The 21,670-nt window shown below is 42.8% G+C and carries 17 protein-coding genes; 8 read left to right on the plus strand and 9 right to left on the minus strand.

All coding sequences use genetic code 11. The features are described from left to right. Both M9196_RS10850 and gltS read right to left on the minus strand, forming a co-directional pair. Window positions 1-1,071: Ig-like domain-containing protein (locus M9196_RS10850; RefSeq protein WP_250617569.1), on the minus strand; the 1,071-nt coding region annotated here is incomplete at its 3' end. A gap of 232 nt (window positions 1,072-1,303) precedes the next feature. Further along, on the minus strand, window positions 1,304-2,530 hold the full coding sequence (gltS, locus tag M9196_RS10855; protein WP_250617570.1) for a sodium/glutamate symporter: 1,227 nt from the start codon (window positions 2,528-2,530) through the stop codon (window positions 1,304-1,306). A 346-nt stretch (window positions 2,531-2,876) separates the two neighbouring features. Here gltS and M9196_RS10860 point away from each other — a divergent pair, with 346 nt between their 5' ends. After that, the gene (locus M9196_RS10860; protein WP_250617571.1) at window positions 2,877-3,653 is read left to right on the plus strand and encodes a DUF4344 domain-containing metallopeptidase; all 777 of its coding nucleotides are present in this window, start codon (window positions 2,877-2,879) and stop codon (window positions 3,651-3,653) included. Window positions 3,654-3,767: 114 nt separating this feature from the next. Here M9196_RS10860 and M9196_RS10865 read toward each other — a convergent pair whose 3' ends face one another. From M9196_RS10865 to M9196_RS10885, 5 genes are all read right to left on the minus strand, one after another. Then, complete coding sequence (locus M9196_RS10865; RefSeq protein ID WP_250617572.1) at window positions 3,768-4,643, minus strand: NAD(P)-dependent oxidoreductase; 876 nt, start codon at window positions 4,641-4,643, stop codon at window positions 3,768-3,770. Between the two features lie 412 nt (window positions 4,644-5,055). Then, window positions 5,056-5,772, minus strand: a complete 717-nt coding sequence (locus M9196_RS10870; protein WP_250617573.1) for a YebC/PmpR family DNA-binding transcriptional regulator — start codon at window positions 5,770-5,772, stop codon at window positions 5,056-5,058. An 84-nt stretch (window positions 5,773-5,856) separates the two neighbouring features. After that, the gene (locus tag M9196_RS10875) at window positions 5,857-6,066 is read right to left on the minus strand and encodes a DUF3283 family protein (RefSeq protein ID WP_250617574.1); all 210 of its coding nucleotides are present in this window, start codon (window positions 6,064-6,066) and stop codon (window positions 5,857-5,859) included. Between the two features lie 125 nt (window positions 6,067-6,191). Then, window positions 6,192-6,392 (minus strand): PA3496 family putative envelope integrity protein, encoded by a 201-nt coding sequence (locus tag M9196_RS10880; RefSeq protein ID WP_250617575.1) that lies wholly within the window; start codon window positions 6,390-6,392, stop codon window positions 6,192-6,194. Between the two features lie 481 nt (window positions 6,393-6,873). Then, a complete protein-coding gene (locus M9196_RS10885; protein ID WP_250617576.1) occupies window positions 6,874-8,844 on the minus strand; it encodes a replication initiator protein RctB domain-containing protein in 1,971 nt (656 codons plus the stop codon). 1,244 nt (window positions 8,845-10,088) lie between these two features. Here M9196_RS10885 and M9196_RS10890 point away from each other — a divergent pair. From M9196_RS10890 to M9196_RS10905, 4 genes are all read left to right on the plus strand, one after another. Then, window positions 10,089-11,306 (plus strand): ParA family protein, encoded by a 1,218-nt coding sequence (locus M9196_RS10890; protein ID WP_250617577.1) that lies wholly within the window; start codon window positions 10,089-10,091, stop codon window positions 11,304-11,306. 6 nt (window positions 11,307-11,312) lie between these two features. Next, window positions 11,313-12,284: a ParB/RepB/Spo0J family partition protein gene (locus tag M9196_RS10895; protein ID WP_250617578.1), complete on the plus strand. Its 972-nt coding sequence runs from the start codon at window positions 11,313-11,315 to the stop codon at window positions 12,282-12,284. A gap of 70 nt (window positions 12,285-12,354) precedes the next feature. Then, window positions 12,355-14,400, plus strand: a complete 2,046-nt coding sequence (locus tag M9196_RS10900) for a GNAT family N-acetyltransferase (RefSeq protein WP_250617579.1) — start codon at window positions 12,355-12,357, stop codon at window positions 14,398-14,400. 335 nt (window positions 14,401-14,735) lie between these two features. Then, complete coding sequence (locus M9196_RS10905; protein ID WP_250617580.1) at window positions 14,736-16,388, plus strand: DUF342 domain-containing protein; 1,653 nt, start codon at window positions 14,736-14,738, stop codon at window positions 16,386-16,388. Here M9196_RS10905 and soxR read toward each other — a convergent pair. Together soxR and M9196_RS10915 are read right to left on the minus strand one after the other, a co-directional pair. After that, a complete protein-coding gene (gene soxR, locus M9196_RS10910) occupies window positions 16,385-16,828 on the minus strand; it encodes a redox-sensitive transcriptional activator SoxR (protein ID WP_250617581.1) in 444 nt (147 codons plus the stop codon). The genes M9196_RS10905 and soxR overlap by 4 nt on opposite strands. Before the next feature lie 152 nt (window positions 16,829-16,980). Next, window positions 16,981-17,361, minus strand: coding sequence for a hypothetical protein (locus tag M9196_RS10915; RefSeq protein ID WP_250617582.1), 381 nt, complete (start codon window positions 17,359-17,361; stop codon window positions 16,981-16,983). Between the two features lie 192 nt (window positions 17,362-17,553). On the opposite strand from M9196_RS10915, the gene lpdA reads away from it, so the two are divergent. The 3 genes from lpdA (at window position 17,554) to yegD (ending at window position 21,615) form a co-directional block, all read left to right on the plus strand. Next, window positions 17,554-18,966: a dihydrolipoyl dehydrogenase gene (gene lpdA / locus M9196_RS10920; protein ID WP_250617583.1), complete on the plus strand. Its 1,413-nt coding sequence runs from the start codon at window positions 17,554-17,556 to the stop codon at window positions 18,964-18,966. A 163-nt stretch (window positions 18,967-19,129) separates the two neighbouring features. Continuing rightward, a complete protein-coding gene (locus M9196_RS10925) occupies window positions 19,130-19,930 on the plus strand; it encodes an acyl-CoA thioesterase (protein ID WP_250617584.1) in 801 nt (266 codons plus the stop codon). 332 nt (window positions 19,931-20,262) lie between these two features. Next, on the plus strand, window positions 20,263-21,615 hold the full coding sequence (gene yegD / locus M9196_RS10930; protein WP_250617585.1) for a molecular chaperone: 1,353 nt from the start codon (window positions 20,263-20,265) through the stop codon (window positions 21,613-21,615). Window positions 21,616-21,670: the final 55 nt, after the last annotated feature.

A 21,670-nucleotide genomic window follows, 5' to 3' on the forward strand; every position in this document is an offset into this window, starting at 1 on the left:
CGTGATGGTGATGGTTTGTGGCGCACTCGCTAAGCCTTCATCGTCCAAGGCGATGTAGGTGAACGTCACATCTTCCGACTCACCATTGCTGAGCCCTTGGAAATCTTCACCCGGATCGAAACTGTATGAGCCATCTGAGTTAAACGTTAGGCTGCCTTTGTCTGCTGGGACATCGTCTTGCAGTGCGTAGGATGCGATCACACCATCCACGTCTGAGGCTTCAGGGAGAAAAGCGGATAACAGTGAATCCTCATTGGTTACGACTTCGTCATCAAAAGCCACTGGCGCGTCGTTCACTTCGTTAAGCGTTATCTCTACATCCGCAGTTTGAACTGAGTTTGGCGCATCACGCCCGTCATCGACGGTATAACCCAAACTGCCTACCTCGTCACCGTCGATATAATCCAAAGGCGCATCATACTGAAGGTTAGCCAGTTGGTTTATCGTTAATTCATCCCCAACCGAGACTGTAGAACCATCGCCTAACGTGACTGAACCTAACGCAGGAATATTGATAATTCGAATCGTAAGCACATCATTGTTAGCATCGGTTGGAAGCGCAAGCGCTAGGAGGTTGTCTTGCGATTCTTCGTCAAAATTTCGTGAATTATTGAATACAACGGGGGCTGAATTACTTAAAAATTGGAGTAGAGTGAGTGATTGAGTAACAGAAAGCCCCTGAGCTTCAAGACCGGCTGTCTCAAACTGAGTCTGAGCGATTGTTTGAGCACTATCTCGGGCGATACTGCTAGATAGAGTGGGGCTGGAACTGCTCTCCACCCCTGCTGCCGGAGCTTGCTCTTCAGATTGAGTGGGATCCACTCCTTCTTCTACTTGCGCAATTATCTGTTCTACGTCCAAATCGGCGACATCTACTTCTGCAAGAGTATTGTCTTCGGACACAAACTGCACACTAAGATCATCTCCAACTTCCGCGTTGTCTAACACGTCGATGATGACATCCCCTGGACGAGGAGTTGCACCTTCTGGCAGCAATGCTAATTTACCAGCACTATCGAGTACCAAAGTACCCGATACTTGCACCAACCCGATAAGAGACAATACACTCATGGTTCACTCCTTGGATTACTTCCTGCTCAAAGACGTAATCTCACATTTCGACCTAGCCTGTTCGAATTACTAATGTCGGTAACGCGTATTCAAATCATGAATTTCACGTTTCCTTTACATTTAAATACCAGACCAAATGTATATTGGAAACCTTTCTGTTATGTTTTTTATCATTGTCTCAAAAACGAAAAAAGTCTCGCATTTGCGAGACTTTTTAAATAGTGAATTGATTTTAGCCGATTATACTAATGAACCCTTGAATTATTATGAGGTTAACGATGTCGATGAAGAATGCACCGACGATAGGAACCACCATAAAGGCTTGAGGAGACGGACCAAATCTATTGACGATCGAACCCATGTTCATTACAGCCGTCGGCGTAGCGCCTAATCCAAAGCCACAGTGTCCACCGGCTATCACCGCACCGTCATAATTTCCACCCATCACTCTAAATGTTACGTAATAAGAAAACACACCTAGAATGACCGATTGTACTGCCAGTATCACCAAGAACGGGATTGCCAAGTCGAAAATATTCCAAAGCTGTAAACTCATCAACGCCATGGCTAAAAATAATGATAACGACACTGTACCAAGTATATCAACGGTTTCTGCATCGACTTTATAAGCTTTTGATACTTCGCAAATGTTAGTAATAAACACACCAACAAAGAGGGCGTAAACGAAATCTGGGATCATCAACCACGACACTTCAAAGCTATTTACCCATGCATGCAAATACTTAGCACCTGTCACACACAATAGTAGTATGAATAACACTTCAACCACTTTCTTAGCCGTTACTCGGTCTCGTTCATACTCATTGTAAGTCACGAGTTCAGGGAAGCGTTCATGTGTATCGTTGCCACGACCGTATTCAGATTCGAGGTTGTTTTTGTCAATTAAGCGTTGAGCAACCGGACTGCCTATAATACCACCAATAATCAACCCAAACGTCGCTGATGCCATTGCAATTTCGAGTGTGTTGCTAATACCAAAAGTTTCAGTGAAAGTCTGAGCCCAAGCCGCACCTGTTCCATGACCACCAGATAACGTAATAGACCCTGCGATCATCCCCATCAAAGGCTCTAATCCAAGTGCTGTCGCCATACCGACACCAACACTGTTTTGCACGATAATATAGGCTGACGCTACGGCTAAGAAGAGGAATACCTTCGCCCCCCCTTTTAGTAACTGCTTATAATTGGCAGCAAGACCTACAGTACTAAAGAACATCAACATAAATGTCTTCTGCAATGGCAAAGAAAACTCTAAGTTAATGCCGTTAAAATGCAAACCGGTAATGATAAAGGCAACAATCAAGCCGCCAACAATCGGTTCTGGAATGTTGTACTTTTTTAGCGTGGGAAATTTACTGTTGATAATGTGCCCAAGAAAAAGAACACTAATTGCGATCAAAAAGGATTCCAACGTTCCAACAGAGATAGTGTTGCTCATATAACCTCTCTATATGCTTATCGCTCATCTTCCTTAATGAGGTTAGATTAAATTGTATGCGTGTAGTAAGAATGTAGGATAGATAACGACAATAACAACGTCACCCAACAACCGTGTTCGGTTAAACCTACTCTCTTTAATGGGAATGTAACTTGAACTCAAGGTATTGATGCACAAAGTGGCTTTGAGCAAATACGCATCAGCTTTTACCGAAAATGGCGTCTATACTGAGCGAGACAATATAGTCAAAAAAGATAACTACACAGCGCGAATATTAAGGTGGCGGATTGTAGCACATGTCATACCTTACACCTAATCGCCCTAACGATAAGGACAATAACTGACAATGAAGTCTCTCACTGCAACCGGATTGCTAATCACAACCTTTGCAATCCACAGCCACGCCGCCATTAATTATCAATACCAACCAGCACTATCTTCTGATGATAAACACGTACAGCAAATGTTAAAAGACAGTGACGTAAACACACTCGTGTCTGATTTATCCGAGCGTTATTTTCGCTTTGATCAACCTCTGACTGTCGTTTATGGAGGGGATGATGGTCCATTATATGATCCCCAACAGCACCAAGTTATCATTCCCTACCAGTTTTATACTGACTCTGTTAAGTACTTCTTAAAACACGATTATCAAAAAAAGTTTGGTAAACCGGCCAAGCAAGGTGCGATGGATACCATGCTGCACACGTTGTTGCATGAAATAGGACACGCTTATATCGCTGACCAACAAATCCCAATTCTAGGGAAAGAAGAAGATGCGGTCGATAACTTCGCAGCCGTACTGATGATCAACTACGTAAATGGCGGTAGTGATGCCGTTATCAGCGCTGCTGACATGTTTTCTTTTGAGTCAGAAGATCGCCCTCAGTACTACGAGGTATCGGAATATATTGGTGAGCACAGCTTTGATTTACAGCGTTACTTTAGTGCACTGTGCCTTGTCTATGGAAGCGACCCAGAGCACTATCCAACACTACTCGATGAAGTAGAAGAAGATTATCGCGACGAAAGAAAAGATATTTGTCTGCAAACATTTACACAAATTGATGAAAACTGGCGATACGTGTTAAATATCGAAGACTCAAAAAGCGTAAAGGAATAACAGCTTAAATCTAAAAAGATGCCACACCTATCGTGTCGCATCTTGTTTAGTGAGCGCTGTACTCTATATGCGGTATCTCACACGAGATTCACGCTCAAATTTACATTGTAAAATCTAACTTTCTGAGTCGCTACGGACCGCTTTAAGCAGCACAGAGGTATCGGAACGTCCTTCCCCTTGAACAGATAACGCTTGATAGCGTTCTATCGATTGTTGAGTCAATGGGAGCGTAATACCTTGACGTTTTGCTTCATCAAGGCAAAAGCCTAAGTCTTTTATCATCCAATCTATCGCAAATCCAAAGTCAAATTTATCTTCTGCCATTGTGTTAGCTCGATTCTCCATCTGCCACGAGCCTGCCGCTCCATTTTTAAGGCAATCGACTAACGCGGGGATATCTAAACCGCTCTTTTGTGCCAATATCAAGCCTTCAGATAATCCAGTGAGCACGCCTGCAATACAAACTTGGTTAACCATTTTTGCACGCTGTCCCTGCCCCACACTTCCCATTAGGACCGATGAGCGCCCATACGCATTAAATACCGGTTGGAGTGTAGAAAAAACGTCCTCGTTGCCACCACACATTATGGTCAACACGCCGTTTTCAGCTCCAGCCTGCCCTCCGGAAACAGGGGCATCGATAAACTCAATACCTTGTGCTGTCGCCGCTAACCCCAACTCTTCCGCTAGAATGGCTGACGTTGTAGTGTGATCAATTAGAATCGCACCACGCTTCATATTCGCCAAAGCACCAGTCGATGAAGTGGTCATTTGGCGCACATCATCATCATTGCCGACACATACAGCAACCACATCGGCATCTTTGACACAATCGGCTACCGTTTCCGCATAGCGGCCATCATATTCCGAGGCCCAGCGCTGTGCCTTTTCAGTCGTACGGTTGTAGACGGTTACCTCAAAGCCAGACTGAACAAGATGCCCCGCCATTGGATACCCCATCACGCCAAGACCAATAAAACTCACCTTCATCACACTCTCCTTTGTTTTTATTGAATTCACAACAACAGTGAGCGAATGAGATATCTTTCCATAAGCTCAGCGTGAATTACTGTTCGTTAGTAGGTCTTTGTACACGAAAATCAACCAACAATCACTATGAGCCCCCTATTCGTACATAGTAACAAAGCTGAACGAGCCGACTTCACCGCTTCATTGGTACTATGCTTACCAATTAGGAAGAATGATCAAGGGGTAAGACTCCAATGCAATCGCTGCCATGATCATCGTTCCATCGCCGCAAGAGAATAAAGAATAAAAAGTTGCAAGAAGCGGAGGGTAGATATAAAAAAACCCGCGAATGCGGGCTTTTACAAATGCATCTTAGATATCGTCATAGTTGGCGCGAATAGCCCTCTGCAACCTACCTAAAGCTAAATATTCATTACGCTTCAGCGTTATGATAAACCTGTTGAACATCATCGCAATCATCAAGCATATCAAGGAACTTCTGGAATTTTTCATCATCTTCCGCCGGTACCGCAGTGTGCGTTTGCGGAACGAAAGTGATCTCTTCTACATCAAGTACCAGCTCTGGGTACTCTGCAGTAAGCGCTGTTTTAGCTTTAAAAAATTCTGTGTTCGGAGCAAAGACAGTGATGACACCGTCTTCTAGCTCAATGTCAGCGACATCAACGTCTGCCATCATTAGCGCTTCAAGTACGGCTTCTTCGTCTTCACCTTTAAACTGGAATACAGCTTGGTGTTCAAACATATGAGCTACCGCACCAGGACCACCAATTTTAGCGCCAGTTTTAACAAAGCATTGGCGAACATCTTGGAACGTACGATTACCGTTATCTGTTAGACAGTCAACAATAACACTAACGCCACCTGGTCCAAATCCTTCGTAGCGTGCTGCATGGTAGTCTTCACCACCGCCGCCGTTAGCTTTGTCTAGTGCTTTATCAATAACGTGCGCTGGAACTTGGTCTTTTTTCGCTTTAGCAATCAGGTGCTTAAGCGCTAAGTTCATATCAGGGTCGCTACCGCCATTTTTAGCACTAACGTAAATTTCTTTACCGTATTTGGAATAAACTTTAATTTTTGCGCCTGCAGTTTTTGCCATTGAGGCTTTGCGCACTTCAAAACTTCTTCCCATCGGGATGTTCTCTCTTATTCAATTTAATGCGAGGATTTTATCAAATCACGGAGGCAAATCAATTGTGATGGGTCATGTAAACGATCACAACACACCCATCATCTTCTTGTATTTGGCTACACATTGCTCAAACCACGCTTTTTCAGCTTCATCACGGATATTTTCAAGCTGAGTTCTGATGGCATCAGGACCCACTTTTGCCTCTTTAAGCTGCCAAACGACATAAGAGGCCTGCTTATCCAGCTCAACTTTGTTTTTCTCTGCTGGAGGCAGTAACGATAAGTTGTAAGACATAGCCATTCGTTGATTAGTTCAAGTGATCGCAGAATATAGCACCGATGAAGCCTTTAACTCAAATCAAGTCGCTAAAAATACGAAAGGGTGGCAATATGCCACCCTCTTATTTGACGCTCTCGCGATCAATGAATCAAACCGAGTTCTCTCGCTTCTTCAAGAGTCAATCCACTCTCTTTGATTTCTCTCAACGCTTCAATGCGTCTTCTCGCCTCTGCTGATTTAACTTGCTTCGCTGGGCGTTGTTCTTCCATGTACTCTTCTGAGTGATCCCATTTTGTCGTGATAGACGTCATATCTTCATGGTCGATAGAATTAATGGACATTGTTTCCTCCAGATAAACCATGTCTAGGACACCTAATCTGTAGCAAAGGATAATTTTGTTGTTAAGGGAAATAAGTTCAGAGTGTGACTTAATCAATACTTCTGAGTAGAAGTTAAAAAATGTCAGAAATTAGCTTTGAAATTGATAAAATTGCCACGTACATTCTGAGGATTACACTGTCAAAAACAGACGTGATCCAGATCCCTATTTTTCATATCAAGCAAGACGATTTTTTCCCCCAACTAAACCCAACATTGCAATCAAATGCGGGTTTCAAACAGGCAAAAAAAAAGCGAGCTCAAAAGAACTCGCCAAAAATATATCAGAATGAATGTAACAATATGAGCCAATCTACATGTTTCGATAGAGAGGACAAAAGGTTGTCTATTCGGGATAAATAATAGCCACCTTATCCCTTGGCATTGTCAATGCTTTGTCAGCGTTATGTTTGTATCTCAACAAATTTTCTAACAAATAAAATCTAGATGGAGACTTCATCTAACACTCGAAACACAGCTTCGTCAACTTGACCTTGGTACACGCTTTTACACACCTTTTTACGCACGGCTAATGCCGATATGAGCCGTTCAATCGACAAATGTTTGTTCTCCTGCCGCGAATTATATAACTCTACGACTTGGCTTAAGGTTTCATACGGAATCACATTATTATCGACACGTAGCCAATCAAGCTTCTCCATAAGCTCGTAGCACTCTTGTTTAATTGAAGCCAGTGAATGTCCAGTCATCGCAGATAACGCCGTTATACTGCGTTCTAGAGCCTCTGGTGAAGTATATTTAGATAATACGATGGTAATCTCATCAGCATTGATCTCTACAAGGTGCTTACGCTGCTTAACTCGACGGCCTAAGTTACCTTTCGGCGATGGTGCTTTCCGCTGTATAGGCTCAAATTCACCATCAATAATGGATGAAAGCTCGTCAAGCTGCTTGCGACTTACCAACTCATGTCTCAAAGGGTTAGGAAGCGTTGGTGCCATATTACGTTTACCAGCATTTGTGGTGCGCGCTCGAGAATAACGCAACACTTCTTCCACATCGCAGCGAATATCTACTTGAAAGTCAGGCAACTTAGCTAAAGGATCCAAACACGTTAATGTGAGGTGATAACCCCATAGATTAACGTCAAACTCATTATCTGATTGAGGATCTTCACCCAGGCGCCTTAACTCGCGAAGCAAATCCATAGAAAAACGTCGCCACTCAATGTTGCGTGCCAATTTCTGGTTCAATTCGGAAAGTAATAACGAATCAGTATGACGACGTGCCATACGACTTCGGAAATACGAGTAAAGCTGGAACACTAAAGTGTGCTGTTTCAAGATTTCAGGAGGAAACAAGAAAAAGTAATCTCGTGTCAGCAGCTCTTCATAAAACGAAGGTTCCCAAACCAAAATATATAAGTTTGGTTTGATTTTAATTTCACCATCAGCCCCTTCACGAGGGGCTTCTTCAGAGGCCGTAATGGTTCTGGCGATAAAGCGGAAGCGATCACTTTTAAAGCCTTCAGGCATATTTTCGCTTAACCAGCGTCCCGTTAACTCATGAAGTTGGAAGTCAGTAAATTCAATGCGGTCAATGCTATCACGGATAGAATCACGAGCCGGTCCACTGTCCTTTTTGCCTCTCAATGACAAAATATCAGTAATGTAGAGCGGTGTCTTATTGGGAACATGTTTAGCATCGAGTTGATATTCTTCATGATGGTGATCATGGTATTGAACGGTAAGGGTAAACAACGCAAACAATGTCATCAGATCATCGACTGTCATGATGTTTTTGGATGATCGTGTTTCAATTACCGCACGAGTACCTGAGATCGATACCATGGATTTTTGATAGCTTTTTCTCGTTCTTGGTGGCGCGAGTGCTTGATCGATGATGCCCGCCCAATTGGTCGGCGATACTATGAATTGGTCAGCTTCATCGCGCATAGCTGGTGGTGTATATAAACCATGTTCATTTAACAAACGTTTATTTACTTGAGTTTGAGCGAGTGCTTTAGACTTTTTTTGTTTTTCCGATTGCTTAACGGATTCGGTAACAAGACTGGTTGCGCCTAATACTGAAACGAGTTGGTTTGGGTTAACAAACCGATGTAGCATCGTTTTCCCAGCTAAACCTTCTTCAAACCTAACCGGCAGTTGAGAAAATAAACCAATGTTAACGGCCGCTCGGAGTCGTTGTTGTATCGCTGCTCGCGTTAGTTTGCCGTCGGTTGCAATAATAAGTTCGGTTGTTGATACATAACCATCTTTTGAACTAAATCCGCGTAAAGAGATGAGATTGAGGAGTTCAAGGATGCTTTTAGTGACGCCCTTGAAATGCTGGTATTGTTCAATCCAATCTACGGATGCTTCTGTAATTTCAAAGAGATGTCCCCCTTTGTGATCTCTTGGGAGTTTGATCAGGACTTTATTATTATCACTCATGATTAGATCTATATCACACTATCCGTAATTCCGATATTGTTCCAAAGAATAATGAAAAACAGATCATAAATAAAGGATTATTTTTATCGATCTATGTTTATGATCTATCTGATAATACTGATCTAATATGATTAAGTGATCTAATGATCTGGGCTTGAAATTGCCTATAAGCTGTTGTTTTAAAATGTATATTTTTTTGATCGCTGGGACGCATGATCATGTTTGTATCGAAACGATGATCATTAAAAACGGAAAGCATGATCATTAAGAAAAGAAACAATGATCATGAAGATAGTGGAAAGGTGATCATAAGGGATTAGGAACAATGATCAAGTTATAAAAATGACTTATCCACAAGTTACTCTCTTTACCCACTAATTATTTTCGATTTTCGTCATGAATACATTGGATTATCTACGGAAGAATGATCAAGACATTGAAGACATGCTTATTTTTGTGTGTTTTTTAAGCAATGACATTTAATTTGTGATTTTTGATTAACGTATCTGGCTGTATACGTGAGATTGCCAAGCGTCACTGTGCTTTAGGAAACATGATCAAGAGGCGCAGAATGCCTCTTTTGTATTTCAATTTATTAATAACGCACGCTTTAATCGCTTATATCCCTTATTCCACCTAGCATCGGCCGTAGTTTACTATCAAAACGTCATGCTTCCGTGGCTTATAGTACTTGATCATTCTTCCCTATTTACGATCTTGTTCTGAGTTTAGTCATACGGGAACGATTGATTCGCTACCCCTTGATCATGCTTTAGTCGTATTTGTATTTTTTCGTTAAAATTGAAGACTTACCTTGATCATGTTTCCATATTTTTTTTGTATCAATGACCATCAATTTCTCGTCTAAATTCATCTCTAATTCTCATTGTACATATTTTCTTGATTACAAGGCGCTGATTACTCGTTTAATTATGACCCTCCATTTTTCCTTGTCGCTTTAAATACAAACATCAGCTGCCGTAGTTTAGCGGACAATCATAATCGTTCCGGACGATGAGTTGTTTACATTGTAAATGAGTGACGCTGTAACACTTTTAAAGTTTACTCACTTCAAGGCAAAGTGGTGTGTAATTCTGTTCAATTAATCGTCTTAAATCACAAATTGACAATACATTGTCAAAATAAGTGCAATTATACTCATTAAATGTATGGACAGCTTTTTTGTGAGAATGTACGATAATGCTGTACGTTATTTGATTAGGTTACTTGACTGGTACTTAGGTATGAAAAGAGAACAAACTATAGATAATCTTTGTCGCCTCGCAGAGCTCACTCAGCAGGTGCAAGCCGATCGTATTGAAATAGTATTAGAAGAACGAAGTGAAGAACATTTTCCTCCTATGTCTAAGGCTATGATGGAAACGCGTTCTGGTTTAACGCGTCGAAAACTAGATGATGCGATCAGCAAATTAGAAGCTGACGGGCATCAATTTACAAAAAATAATGCCAACCATTATTCTATCTCGTTGCAAGAAGCCCATATGTTGATGGATGCTGCTGCAGTGCCTAAATTCCATGAACGAAAAAATAATCAGGAAAACAAACCTTGGATTATTAATGTACAAAACCAGAAAGGTGGAACAGGGAAGTCGATGAGCGCCGTTCACTTAGCTGCGTGTTTAGCTTTGAACTTAGAAAAACGCTATCGCATTTGTTTAATAGATTTAGACCCACAAGGTTCATTGCGCCTGTTTTTGAACCCCCAAATTAGCTCTTCAGATCACGATAATATTTATTCTGCAGTAGATGTAATGCTGGAAAATGTGCCTGAAGGGACTGAAATCGATTTAGAGTTTTTACGCCGTAATGTGTTGCTGCCAACGCAATATCCGAATTTGAAGACAATTTCTGCTTTCCCTGAGGATGCCATGTTTAACGCGGAGGCATGGCAAAACCTATCGCAAAATCAGTCACTCGATATCGTTAAGCTGCTAAAAGAGCAGCTCACCGATAAGATTGCCGAGGATTTTGACATCATAATGATAGATACAGGTCCTCACGTTGACCCACTTGTTTGGAATGCAATGTACGCTTCTAATGCACTACTTATTCCTTGCGCTGCAAAACGACTCGATTGGGCATCAACCGTTAACTTTTTCCAACATCTTCCAACGGTGTACGAGATGTTCCCAGACGATTGGAAAGGGCTTGAGTTTGTGCGCTTGATGCCAACTATCTTTGAAGATGATAATAAAAAGCAAGTATCGGTATTAACTGAAATGAATTACTTACTTGGCGATCAAGTTATGATGGCAACGATTCCGCGTAGCCGAGCATTTGAAACGTGCGCCGATACTTATAGTACGGTTTTTGATCTTACTGCCGGTGATTTTGAAGGTGGTAAAAAGACATTAGCGACCGCGCAAGATGCGGTACAGAAAAGTGCACTAGAATTAGAAAGAGTGTTACATAGCAACTGGGCTTCACTGAACCAAGGGTAATAGAAGATGGCAATTAAAACTTCTGATCTGAATGCAAAACTATTTGGAAAAGCCAATAAACGACGTGCTTCTACGCCTCAAGAGGCGCAAAGCGCTGCGAAAGAACAAGCACAAGTAATTGAACTCGCTGTTGCTGGTGAAGATCTTGTTTCATTTGAATTGATTCGTATCCCAGCCGAAAAAATTGAAAGCACGACTTTTGTTTTCCAAGAAAACGCTCGTGAACAATCATTTTTAAATGAGCATGCGTTGTCGGATGTACTTGCAACATTACGTGATAAAGGACAGCAATACCCAGCAGTAGGACGTCGTCAAGATGATGGTAGCATCGAAGTTCTCGACGGTAGCCGTCGTCGAATGTCTTGTATTATCGCTAATCAAGAATTCTTGATTTATGTTGCCAACAATATCAATGCCGACCACGCGAAGTTTTTGTCGGATGTCGCGAACGCTCACAAGCCTTTATCATTATATGAGAAGGGTAAAGAAATGTTAGCCAAACTCGACAGTGGCGAAGCTGAAGACCAAAAAGCGCTGGCAAAAATGTTTCAGTGTAGCGAAGCGTTAGTTAGTGGCGCACTTAAGGCTGCCGATTTACCTTTAGAGTTATTGCAAGCTTATCCAAATGTGAGTGATTTAGGGCGACCAACAATCGTTAAGCTGCATAAACAATTTAACGAACTTGGCGATGATAATCAGTTCAAGTTGATTGCTCGTTGTGGAGAAACGGATGGGTATATTTGGCAACAAAGCCGCGCTCATGGCGTTGCACGAATTACCAAAGAAGTGTCCGAAACGTTAGAAAATTGGATGCACGAACTTGTGCCGCCAAAACGTACCAAAGTGACTAAGACAGATTTAGTTAAAGGGCGAGCAAGCTACACTCGCAAAGGGCCAAACTTAGCGCTCAATTTAAAGAAGGTCGATGACCAAACAATGGACGAGATATTAACGTTCATTAAATCTAAAATTCAATAACAGATACCCCGCATAAGCGGGGTATTTTTTTATGCTAATATAGACGTAGCCTTTTTTAATGTACAACGCTATGTCACATATAACCTCTGAACAATATCAATCTATTAAGCCTCTTCTTTACGCCGCGAGGCAACATTTTACCCGTGGTGTGTTCATACTCGAGGGAAACTCAGATTGGGTTCAAGCCTTTATTTCTCAATTTATGCAAGACAGCGACAACTTGCCAGTTTGCCAATTAGGTGGGAATACTTTATTTGGGACTCGCTATTATTCTGCTAAACAAGGTCGTCAGCTTCTTGGTGTAGAAAGCCGTTCTATTGTTGTGTCATTAGATGATGGTTTCGACGCCAATAGCTTTAACGCCGCAGTTGGTAGCTTAGTGGGCGGTGGCTGCTTAATTTTGGTATGTCGTTCTATCTCAGGACTTGATCCTTGGCTTCAGTCCCATCTTTTTCCTCTTCCCATTTTGTCTGAAGGGCAGGGGAGCCTTCGTGATGATAACCATTGGCTAAGCAAAATGCAGGCATTAAGCCTTAACGAAGGTGACGCGTGTTATGACCAACAAAGCCAAGCGATAACGCTTATTGAAAAAGTATTAAGTGGACATAGGAAAAGACCATTGGTTTTGACGGCTAACCGTGGTCGCGGCAAAAGTAGCGCATTGGGGTTGGCGGCTAAACGACTTTTAGCACAAGCACCGTTAACCATAATTGTGGTCGCGCCAAGTAAACAAGCGGTCGCGCCAATTTTTGAACATGCAGACGTATCGAACCGGCATCTTGACGCTTCCCTTATCTTTGTTGCTCCGGACGAATTACTAGAACAACGCCCAAAATGTGATTTACTTTTTGTTGATGAAGCCGCTGCCACACCCGTTTCAATGCTCAAGTCGATTATCGAGAATTATCACCGCGTGGTAATGACAACAACGATTCATGGTTACGAGGGCTGCGGAAGAGGCTTTAGCCTCAAATTTGTTCCTTGGCTTTTAGAAGCTCGATCGGGAACTAGAGTTTATCAGATGGATCAGCCGGTTAGATGGGCAATGGATGACCCTCTCGAGGCGTGGTGCGCAACAACGTTTATGCTTGGCAGTGAGCTGGCTGAAGTTGACCCAGTCTTACTGGATAAACCTTCGGGAAGTTTGGGCTTATCGATGACTACGTTTACGAGTAAAGAGCAAATACGTCAGAGTCCTTTGCTGTCAGAGTCATTTGCATTATTGGTCAACGCTCATTATCAAACGTCGCCTAACGATCTGATGCTCCTTCTTCAGGATGACAATGTTGAGCTTCACGTCATGACAGTTGGACAGCGCGTTGTTGCGAGTATGCTTGTTCATTACGAAGGTGCACTCTCTATCGAAACGGTAGATTCGATCATGCTTGGTCGTTCACGCCCTAAAGGACATTTGATTCCATGTGATTTGAGTAACCACTTAGGGCTTTCCGAACCTGGAACACAGCGATGTGCCCGTATTATGCGAATAGCCGTCCATCCTATGCTTCACTCTAAAGGAATTGGTAGCGAACTGTTGTCGCGCTACGCAGCGAATACAACTAGGCCAGTGGATTATCTCGCAACTTCGTTTGGGCTTACGCTTCCTTTACTAAGCTTCTGGCTCGATAGTGATTATCTGCCAGTGAGGCTTGGTGCATCTAAAGATCAATCCAGTGGCACTTATAGCCTTGCGCTTGTAAAACCAATGAACTCTATCTCTGATACATGGATAAAGCAGGCTCGAGTTATATTTAATAACGCAATCCCATCTCAGCTAATGGTTGCTAATCGAGAGCTAGAGCCAAAATTAGCATGGTCGTTGTTTAGTGAAAGCAGCCATTCATTTCCCGAGGAGTCCGTACCAACGCTGTTAGAGTTGTATGCTAATGGTGGTAATGCGCTTGAAACTTGTCGTTGGGCTTTCCCTTCGTTTTTTCGTATCTTAGCTAGTCGTCAAATTCACGTAGATAGCGCGCTGCTTATTGGGGTTGGTCTATTGCACTGGACATGGCAAGAGTGTTCTCGGCATCTTAATTTTTCGGGAAGAAAGCAATCCGAAGCTGAGCTAAGAAAAGATATTAACCATTATATTCAACTTTTACAGTGTAAATCGTAGGGTATCACTATTGCTTCAATTTACACTGTAAAACAGCACTGTGTTTTTACAGTGTAAATTGACCAGCATCATCTAGTTTTACACTGTAAATCTCATGCACTTTATTAAAGTCGTTGGACATGTTGATTGTAAGTCTGGGTTTAACTAAACGATGGCTTGTAAATATCAAGTGATACAACGTGACCGCCGCGCGAGTTTTAGGAAGTTTTTATAGTCTCAAGATTGAGACTGGATTAAGATAAACCCTATTCGTTGAAGCGCGATCACACTTTGTTTGAAAAGCGTGGGCGGTTAATAAGGAAGTTATACCTGTCATGTGGAAAAGTGTTCTCCAATTGTCTAATAACAAACAAGAGGTTCTTGCGGTATTACCGCAAGAAGACGAACAAGGACTGAGTCTAGAAAAACGCCTACTTGAAAATGCGCTTTCTGAATTTGACGTTAAGTCATTCTATATTGATGAAGCCGCCGTTAATCAATTTATTGCATTTGCACAACAAGCAAAAAAAGAAGCCTTTCAGGGGATGATACTGGCCTACAAAAAAAACGCCTCGGTATCTGTCACTATGAGTGAACAAGATATGTTGGCGAGCATGACGGTCGAAGGTGCTTACGGTGGTGAACCGTTGACTGGTGCGCAAGTGATAAAAACGTTGGCTGATGCAAAGGTGCTCAAGGGCATCAATAAACTCGCTTTAAAAAAAGTCTTACTACTTAGTCGGCAATTGGAGGCGGGTAAAACCTACGTTCAACCCGTTGCGATAGGAAAGCGCCCGGTTGAAGGGAAAGACAGTCAATTTATCCCACTTATTCTTGATCCCAAGTCCCGAGTACTGAAACCTCAACGACTGGTTGACTCGGATAAGGTTGATATGCGCGACCTTGGTGAAATGGTGATGGTGGGCCAAGGTGAGAAACTGATGAAGCGCATACCGGCGCTAACCGGACAAAATGGTTATACCGTGACCGGCAGTATTATCCCTCCTAGAGCTGTGAAAGATACACAGCTGAAAGTTGGCAAAGGTACGACTATTTCTGACGAAAACCCAAATTTACTTATCTCTACCATTTCAGGTATGCCTATTATCAAAACGAATACTGTTGATGTTGACGATGCTCTTTGTCTGTCAAAGATTGATATTTCCACGGGGCATATTCGTTTTGAGGGTAGTGTGGTTGTTTCTGGAAATGTTGAAGCGCAAATGGAAGTGGTTGCTTCAGGCTCTATAACGGTTGGAGGCTTTGTCGAATCGGCAAAGTTGGAGGCGAACGGTGATATCATTATCTCAAAGGGTATCATCGGACATAACGTTGATGATGGAGAAGACAAAACGTGTCTAATTCGATCTGGAGGGGATATTGTTGCTAACTATGCTCAATTTTCTGAGTTATCTGCAAAAGGGGATATTAAGTTAGCCGTTCATAGCCTGAATAATGATCTTAGTTGTGATGGGGATTTATGGGTTCAAGGCAACAATAAAAAACAGGGAACATTAAGTGGGGGACAAGCACTAGTCGGTGGGAAAGTGGTTTGCAATCACCTCGGTGTTGAGGGTGACACGGCAACTTATATTGAAACCTTCTCTAACCACAAGGTGTATGTAGACAAAATCGACGCCTTACAAGCGCAATATACCGAATTACAAGAAGCTAAAATGGCGGCGATTCGTCGCGAAATTGAATTAAAGAAGATTCCTAAATCAACGCGTAGCGAAGTACAAAATCAGGAACTAGCTGATCTAAACAGTACCAATACCGACGCGATTGACAGTCTTAATACTAAAAAGGCAGCGCTGGAAGAAGAGTTGTTTGCCAAGTTAGAAATTAATACCGCAGAATCGTTAGTTCAAACTCATACTCGTGTGACGGTTTGCATTGGTGGTGAAAAAATCACAACGAAAAACACACACGGCCCGGCTAGTTTTCATCTTAAAAACAATGTAATGCACTTTGTACCAAAACTAAAAGAAGAGGATTTAGTGGGTTAGTTTTGGCTCTTAGGACTTTTCCACAGTACGGGGCCAGTGTCCTTTTCGGCAAGCTCATCTTCAGGGTTACGTAACTTACATTTGGTTAATGACAAGCAACCGCAGCCGATGCATTCTCCTAATTCATCTCTCAATCTAGACATTAGCGTAATTTTTTCGTCTAGACTTTGTTTCCATTCTATTGCCATTGTTTCCCATTCATTTTGGGAAGGCGCCCGGTGAATTGGGAGTGAACTCATTGCCTGCTTTATTTCTTCTAATGTCATACCGAGTTGTTGCCCTGTTTTAATGACGGCAATGCGCCTTAAAACCGACCTATCGTAACGGCGCTGATTACCAGCATTTCTGTGGCAACTTATTAATCCCTTTTGTTCATAAAAATGTATCGCAGATACCGCGATGTCAGCGCGCTTCGCAACTTGACCTACCGATAACTCCATTATCGCTCCTAAATCCTTTATCTTGGGTGACAGACAAAGTATACGTCGTGAGCGCTCTTTCAAGGAAGCAATGGCATGAATGGACAGCTATTTTTGTGCATAAACAACGTCGTTGAGTAGGTCAAGCGTGTTTGATGCTAAACGATAGGTTGCTAATTGGGTTTGACTGGCTCAGCGGGCAAAGGGGTTGGGTATGGCGTACTCGGCTTGTTAGCGGGCGTCACTGTGGTATTTGAAAGAGAGCGAATGAAGTGGCTCATATAAAGTTCTTTAACGATATTGTCGCATTGTTCGTTAGAAAGCTTTCTACGCCATACTTCAGAGTCTACCGAAACTGCGGTTTGGTTTGTTGCTCGATAGCCATTTGCGACTTCACAAAGTTCGACTGTACCCATGTTATTAGGGTAGGTATTAACCGATGAAGAACGCAGACCAAGCTGGTTCATTTGATGTGACGAGCATGCCGTAAGTGACAATATCGCTACTGACGATATAGCCATGGATAAAAAGGAGGTTTTAAAACGCGTGCTCACAACGAAACTCGTCTAATTAATGCAAGGTGGCGCAGATATTATCAGCTGATTAGTTGAAATAAAATATTGAACCAATCTGAAGTCACTATACGGGAAAAATTGACACTACTCAGACATTTAGAGTGTTTATACTGCTGAAAGTAAGAGCAAGTAAGTTCGTGTTTAATATCAGTATATGGCAGGAGAACGTTGATGTCGGAATCTATTCATGTGGATGTAGCGGTTTTAGGTGGCGGACCCGGTGGTTATACCGCCGCTTTTCGAGCGGCGGACTTAGGGCTTTCAGTATGCCTAATTGAGAGTAGCGAAACCTTAGGGGGAGTTTGCGTGAATGAGGGGTGCATTCCTTCTAAAACAATCCTTCATGCCACATCCATGATTACAGAGGCGCAGCACGCCCAGTCCATGGGGGTGTCATTTGGCAAGGTGGAGGTTGATATCGCTGCAATGCGTTCGCACAAGGTCGCTACCGTTGAGGGATTGACTAGCGGGATAGACAAATTAGCAAAGGCGAGGGGTATCCAGCGAATCAAAGGCACTGGTGTGTTTAAAACGAAACGTTCACTACAAGTAACCGGCGACAGGGGAACGAGCGTGGTGAACTATGATCATGCCATTATTGCCACAGGGTCCCAACCTATTGATCTTCCTGGTATGCCAAAGCATCAACGTATATGGGACTCAACGGATGCACTTGATCTGACATCAATTCCGAGCCGATTGTTGATTATAGGCGGTGGAATTATTGGTTTAGAAATGGCGCAGGTCTATGCGTCGCTTGGTTCCAATATCACCATTGTTGAATCGGCTGAGCAACTGGTACCAGCGGCCGACAAAGATGTCATCCAACCATTGCAAAAGAGCATTAAAAAGCGCTACGACATACTTACGCGCACCAAAGTCGTTGACATGGTCGTTGAGGACGATGGCGTAGTTGTCACCATGGAGGGAAAAAAGATAAAAGGAAATCAGACGTTTGATGCGGTGCTCGTAGCGGTGGGGCGACGTCCAAATACGACAACAATTAATTTAGGTGCGTTAGATATCTCTCTTGATAGTAACCATCGAATTCCGGTTGACGATACAATGCAAACATCACTCCCTGGGATTTATGCAATTGGCGATATTGTCGAAGGTCCAATGTTAGCGCATAAAGCAACACATGAAGGCAAAGTGGCAGCGGAAGCGATTGCTGGTATCAGAATGTCGACCAAGCCAACCTTAATTCCATCTGTTGCTTACACATCCCCTGAAATTGCGTGGGTGGGTTTGACAGAAAAAGAAGCGAAAGAACAAGCAATAGAATACGATCTAGGAAAAGTACCTTGGCTAGTGAGTGGTCGAGCACAAAGCGTAGGTGCTTCAAATGGTATGACGAAAGCGCTGTTTGACAAGAAAACAGGCGTATTACTTGGTGCGAGTATTTGTGGAGAAAATGCGGGTGAGTTAATTCACGAAGCCGTTATCGCAATGACGCTAGGTAGTCGCGCGAAGGATATCGCGCATACGGTCCATGCGCATCCAACCTTATCAGAAACGTTCGCCTTTGCTGCAGAACTTGTCGAAGGCTCGATGACGGATATGCTGCCTCCCCGTAAGCGTTAATAACCGTCCTGTAGATGGTTGATGCTCTTTGTGTCACCCTATCGATGACAAGTGATTAATCATAAATGTTGACGCAGATGCCATATCAGCACGATAGTATTTGAACTACCTAATCAGACCAGTTACTGTCACCAATAACAAAGTATTAACATTTGGTGGCAGTATGCATTTTGACAAACTTATAGAACAAGCGACGCAGTGCGCCTTGAATGATGGATCAATGACGATCCCCTCATCTTGGGGGCAGGGAAGAACTGTATTTGGCGGAGTGTCGGCCGCGATCTTATATGCCGCTATGCGATCAAAGTTAAAGATTGATCGTGCCCTTCGATCACTTAATACTAATTTCGTTGGTCCTTTGTTAGTTGATGCGCCGTTTCATTTTCAATTCGAAGTATTACGAGAAGGAAAAAGTGTTTCGCAGATTTGTGCGAGATTGATTCAAAATGATCAAGTTGTGGTGTTTCAGCAAGCCTGCTTCGGTTCCGATCGTGATTCTCAAATTCGAGTAAAAAATTCAGACAATCATATAATGCCCGATCCAAATGAATTACCGCTCTTTCCGGATGTCGCCAAAGGAGCACCGAACTATACAGCGCATATTGATTTGGCATTAGCGCGTGGACATCTGCCGTTTACATCCAGTAAAGACTCTCATTCCTATGGTTGGATGCGATTTAAGCAGGCGCCCCAAGAAATTACCGATGCACACCTCATCTGTTTAGTTGATGCATGGCCTCCGGGCGTATTGCAAATGATGGAGCTACCAGCACCGGCAAGTACTATGATGTGGAACCTTGAATTTATTCATCCCCATGAGCCCGTCGGAGTGGAGGACTGGTTTGCGTATCAATCCCATACACGACAGGCTGCTCAAGGTTATGCACATGCTGAAGCTAACGTATGGAATAATGTCGGTCAGTTAGTCGCAATCAGTCGACAGAGTATTGCGATATTTGATTGATTCACAAGATAAAAGAGTGAGGTTAATACATGTAAACCAGTTGTATTAACTTCCTCTTTATGAGTTTACACTGTAAACCCTGTTCTAATCCTAGGATCGATAAACATGTATTACGGCGTTGTTGCTCTCAAACCGCAGAAACCTATCGAATACTACTTATTCATATTGTTAGCAGTGTAAAAACAGCCCCTAAGTAGCGGTTATTTTGTTGAAGTTCACATAAGGGTTGGTATCCTAGCCAACGCGTTTCACCTTCGCTATTTCCCCTCAGAGTTACGATAAAAACCGCGCGACTGTATTTTCCCCACTTGATTATTTAGAGGTACATATTTATGGCTATTGGTTTCGACTACGGAACGGCAAACTGCTCTGTTGCACATGTTATCGATGGTTCAGTACAGCAAATACCTTTAGCAGGCGAAGATTATTATATTCCGTCAACACTTTGTGCTCCAACCGCAGAAACCGTATCTGAATATCTATTTCGTTGTTTAAACATAAAGCCATCGAATGACGTTGGCGACACGGTGCTTAGACGTGCGATCAAAATGAACAGAGAAGAAGGTATCGATGTCATTTCGTCTGATGTTTTGTTTGGGCAACAAGCTTTGGAGCTCTACTTAGAAGACCCAAAGGATGTGTACTACATCAAATCGCCAAAATCTTTTTTGGGCACGATGGGGTTGCGTGACATGCAGCTGTCGTTCTTTGAAGACTTGGTCTGTGCAATGATGGCGAATGTTAAGCACCGAGCTGAAGCACAGCTTAACCAAGAACTTACCCAAACGGTTATAGGTCGACCTGTTAATTTTCTTGGTCGTGGTGGAGAGGCATCCAACTTGCAAGCTGAAGCCATATTACATCGCGCTGCTACTCGTGCAGGATTTAAAGATGTCGCGTTCCAGTTAGAGCCTGTCGCGGCTGGGTTGGATTATGAGGCAACATTGTCTGAGGATAAGAATGTTCTAGTTGTGGATATTGGTGGAGGTACAACAGACTGTTCATTTATAAAAATGGGACCTAGTTGGGCCGGCAGCTCCGAGCGGGCCGATTCTCTGATAGCCCATTCTGGGCAGCGTGTTGGGGGCAATGATTTGGATATCTATATTGCTTTTCGTCGTCTAATGACTGCATTTGGAATGGGAACTAAACGTCATTCTGGACTTGATATCCCTGTTACTCAGTTTTGGAATCCGATTGCGATTAACGATGTTCAGGCACAGAGAAAGTTCTATGCCCATGAAAACATAAAAGAACTCAAAATGCTCTTGAAGGAAGCAAAAGAGTCGGACAAAGTGGCTAGGTTAGTGAAGCTTCATCAAGATACACTTGGGTATGCCGTGATTAGAGAAGCAGAAAAGGCCAAAATTGCCCTAGGCGAGGCTGAACAACATCGTGCTTTCATTCAACTGATTTCTGAACAGGTAGACGTTGATATTACGCGAGGAGAGATGGAAAGTGCGATAGATAACCCGAAGCAAAAAATCAAAGCGCTAGTTTCAGAAGCGGTAAAGCAGGCGGGAATACAACCCGATGTTGTATTTATGACGGGAGGTTCCGCGCGTTCTATAGTATTGCGCCAAGCCGTCAATGAGGTTCTTCCCAATGTTCCTTTAGTGGCGGGTAACTATTTTGGTTCTGTGACTGCAGGGTTAGCCCGTTGGGCGGATATTTGTTTTAAGTAGACGTTCTTAGGTTCAAATAGATTACCACTACTTAGATATTGCATTGGACGTAAGA

Source organism: Vibrio methylphosphonaticus, from assembly GCF_023634655.1.
GTDB classification, from domain to species: Bacteria; Pseudomonadota; Gammaproteobacteria; order Enterobacterales; family Vibrionaceae; genus Vibrio; species Vibrio methylphosphonaticus.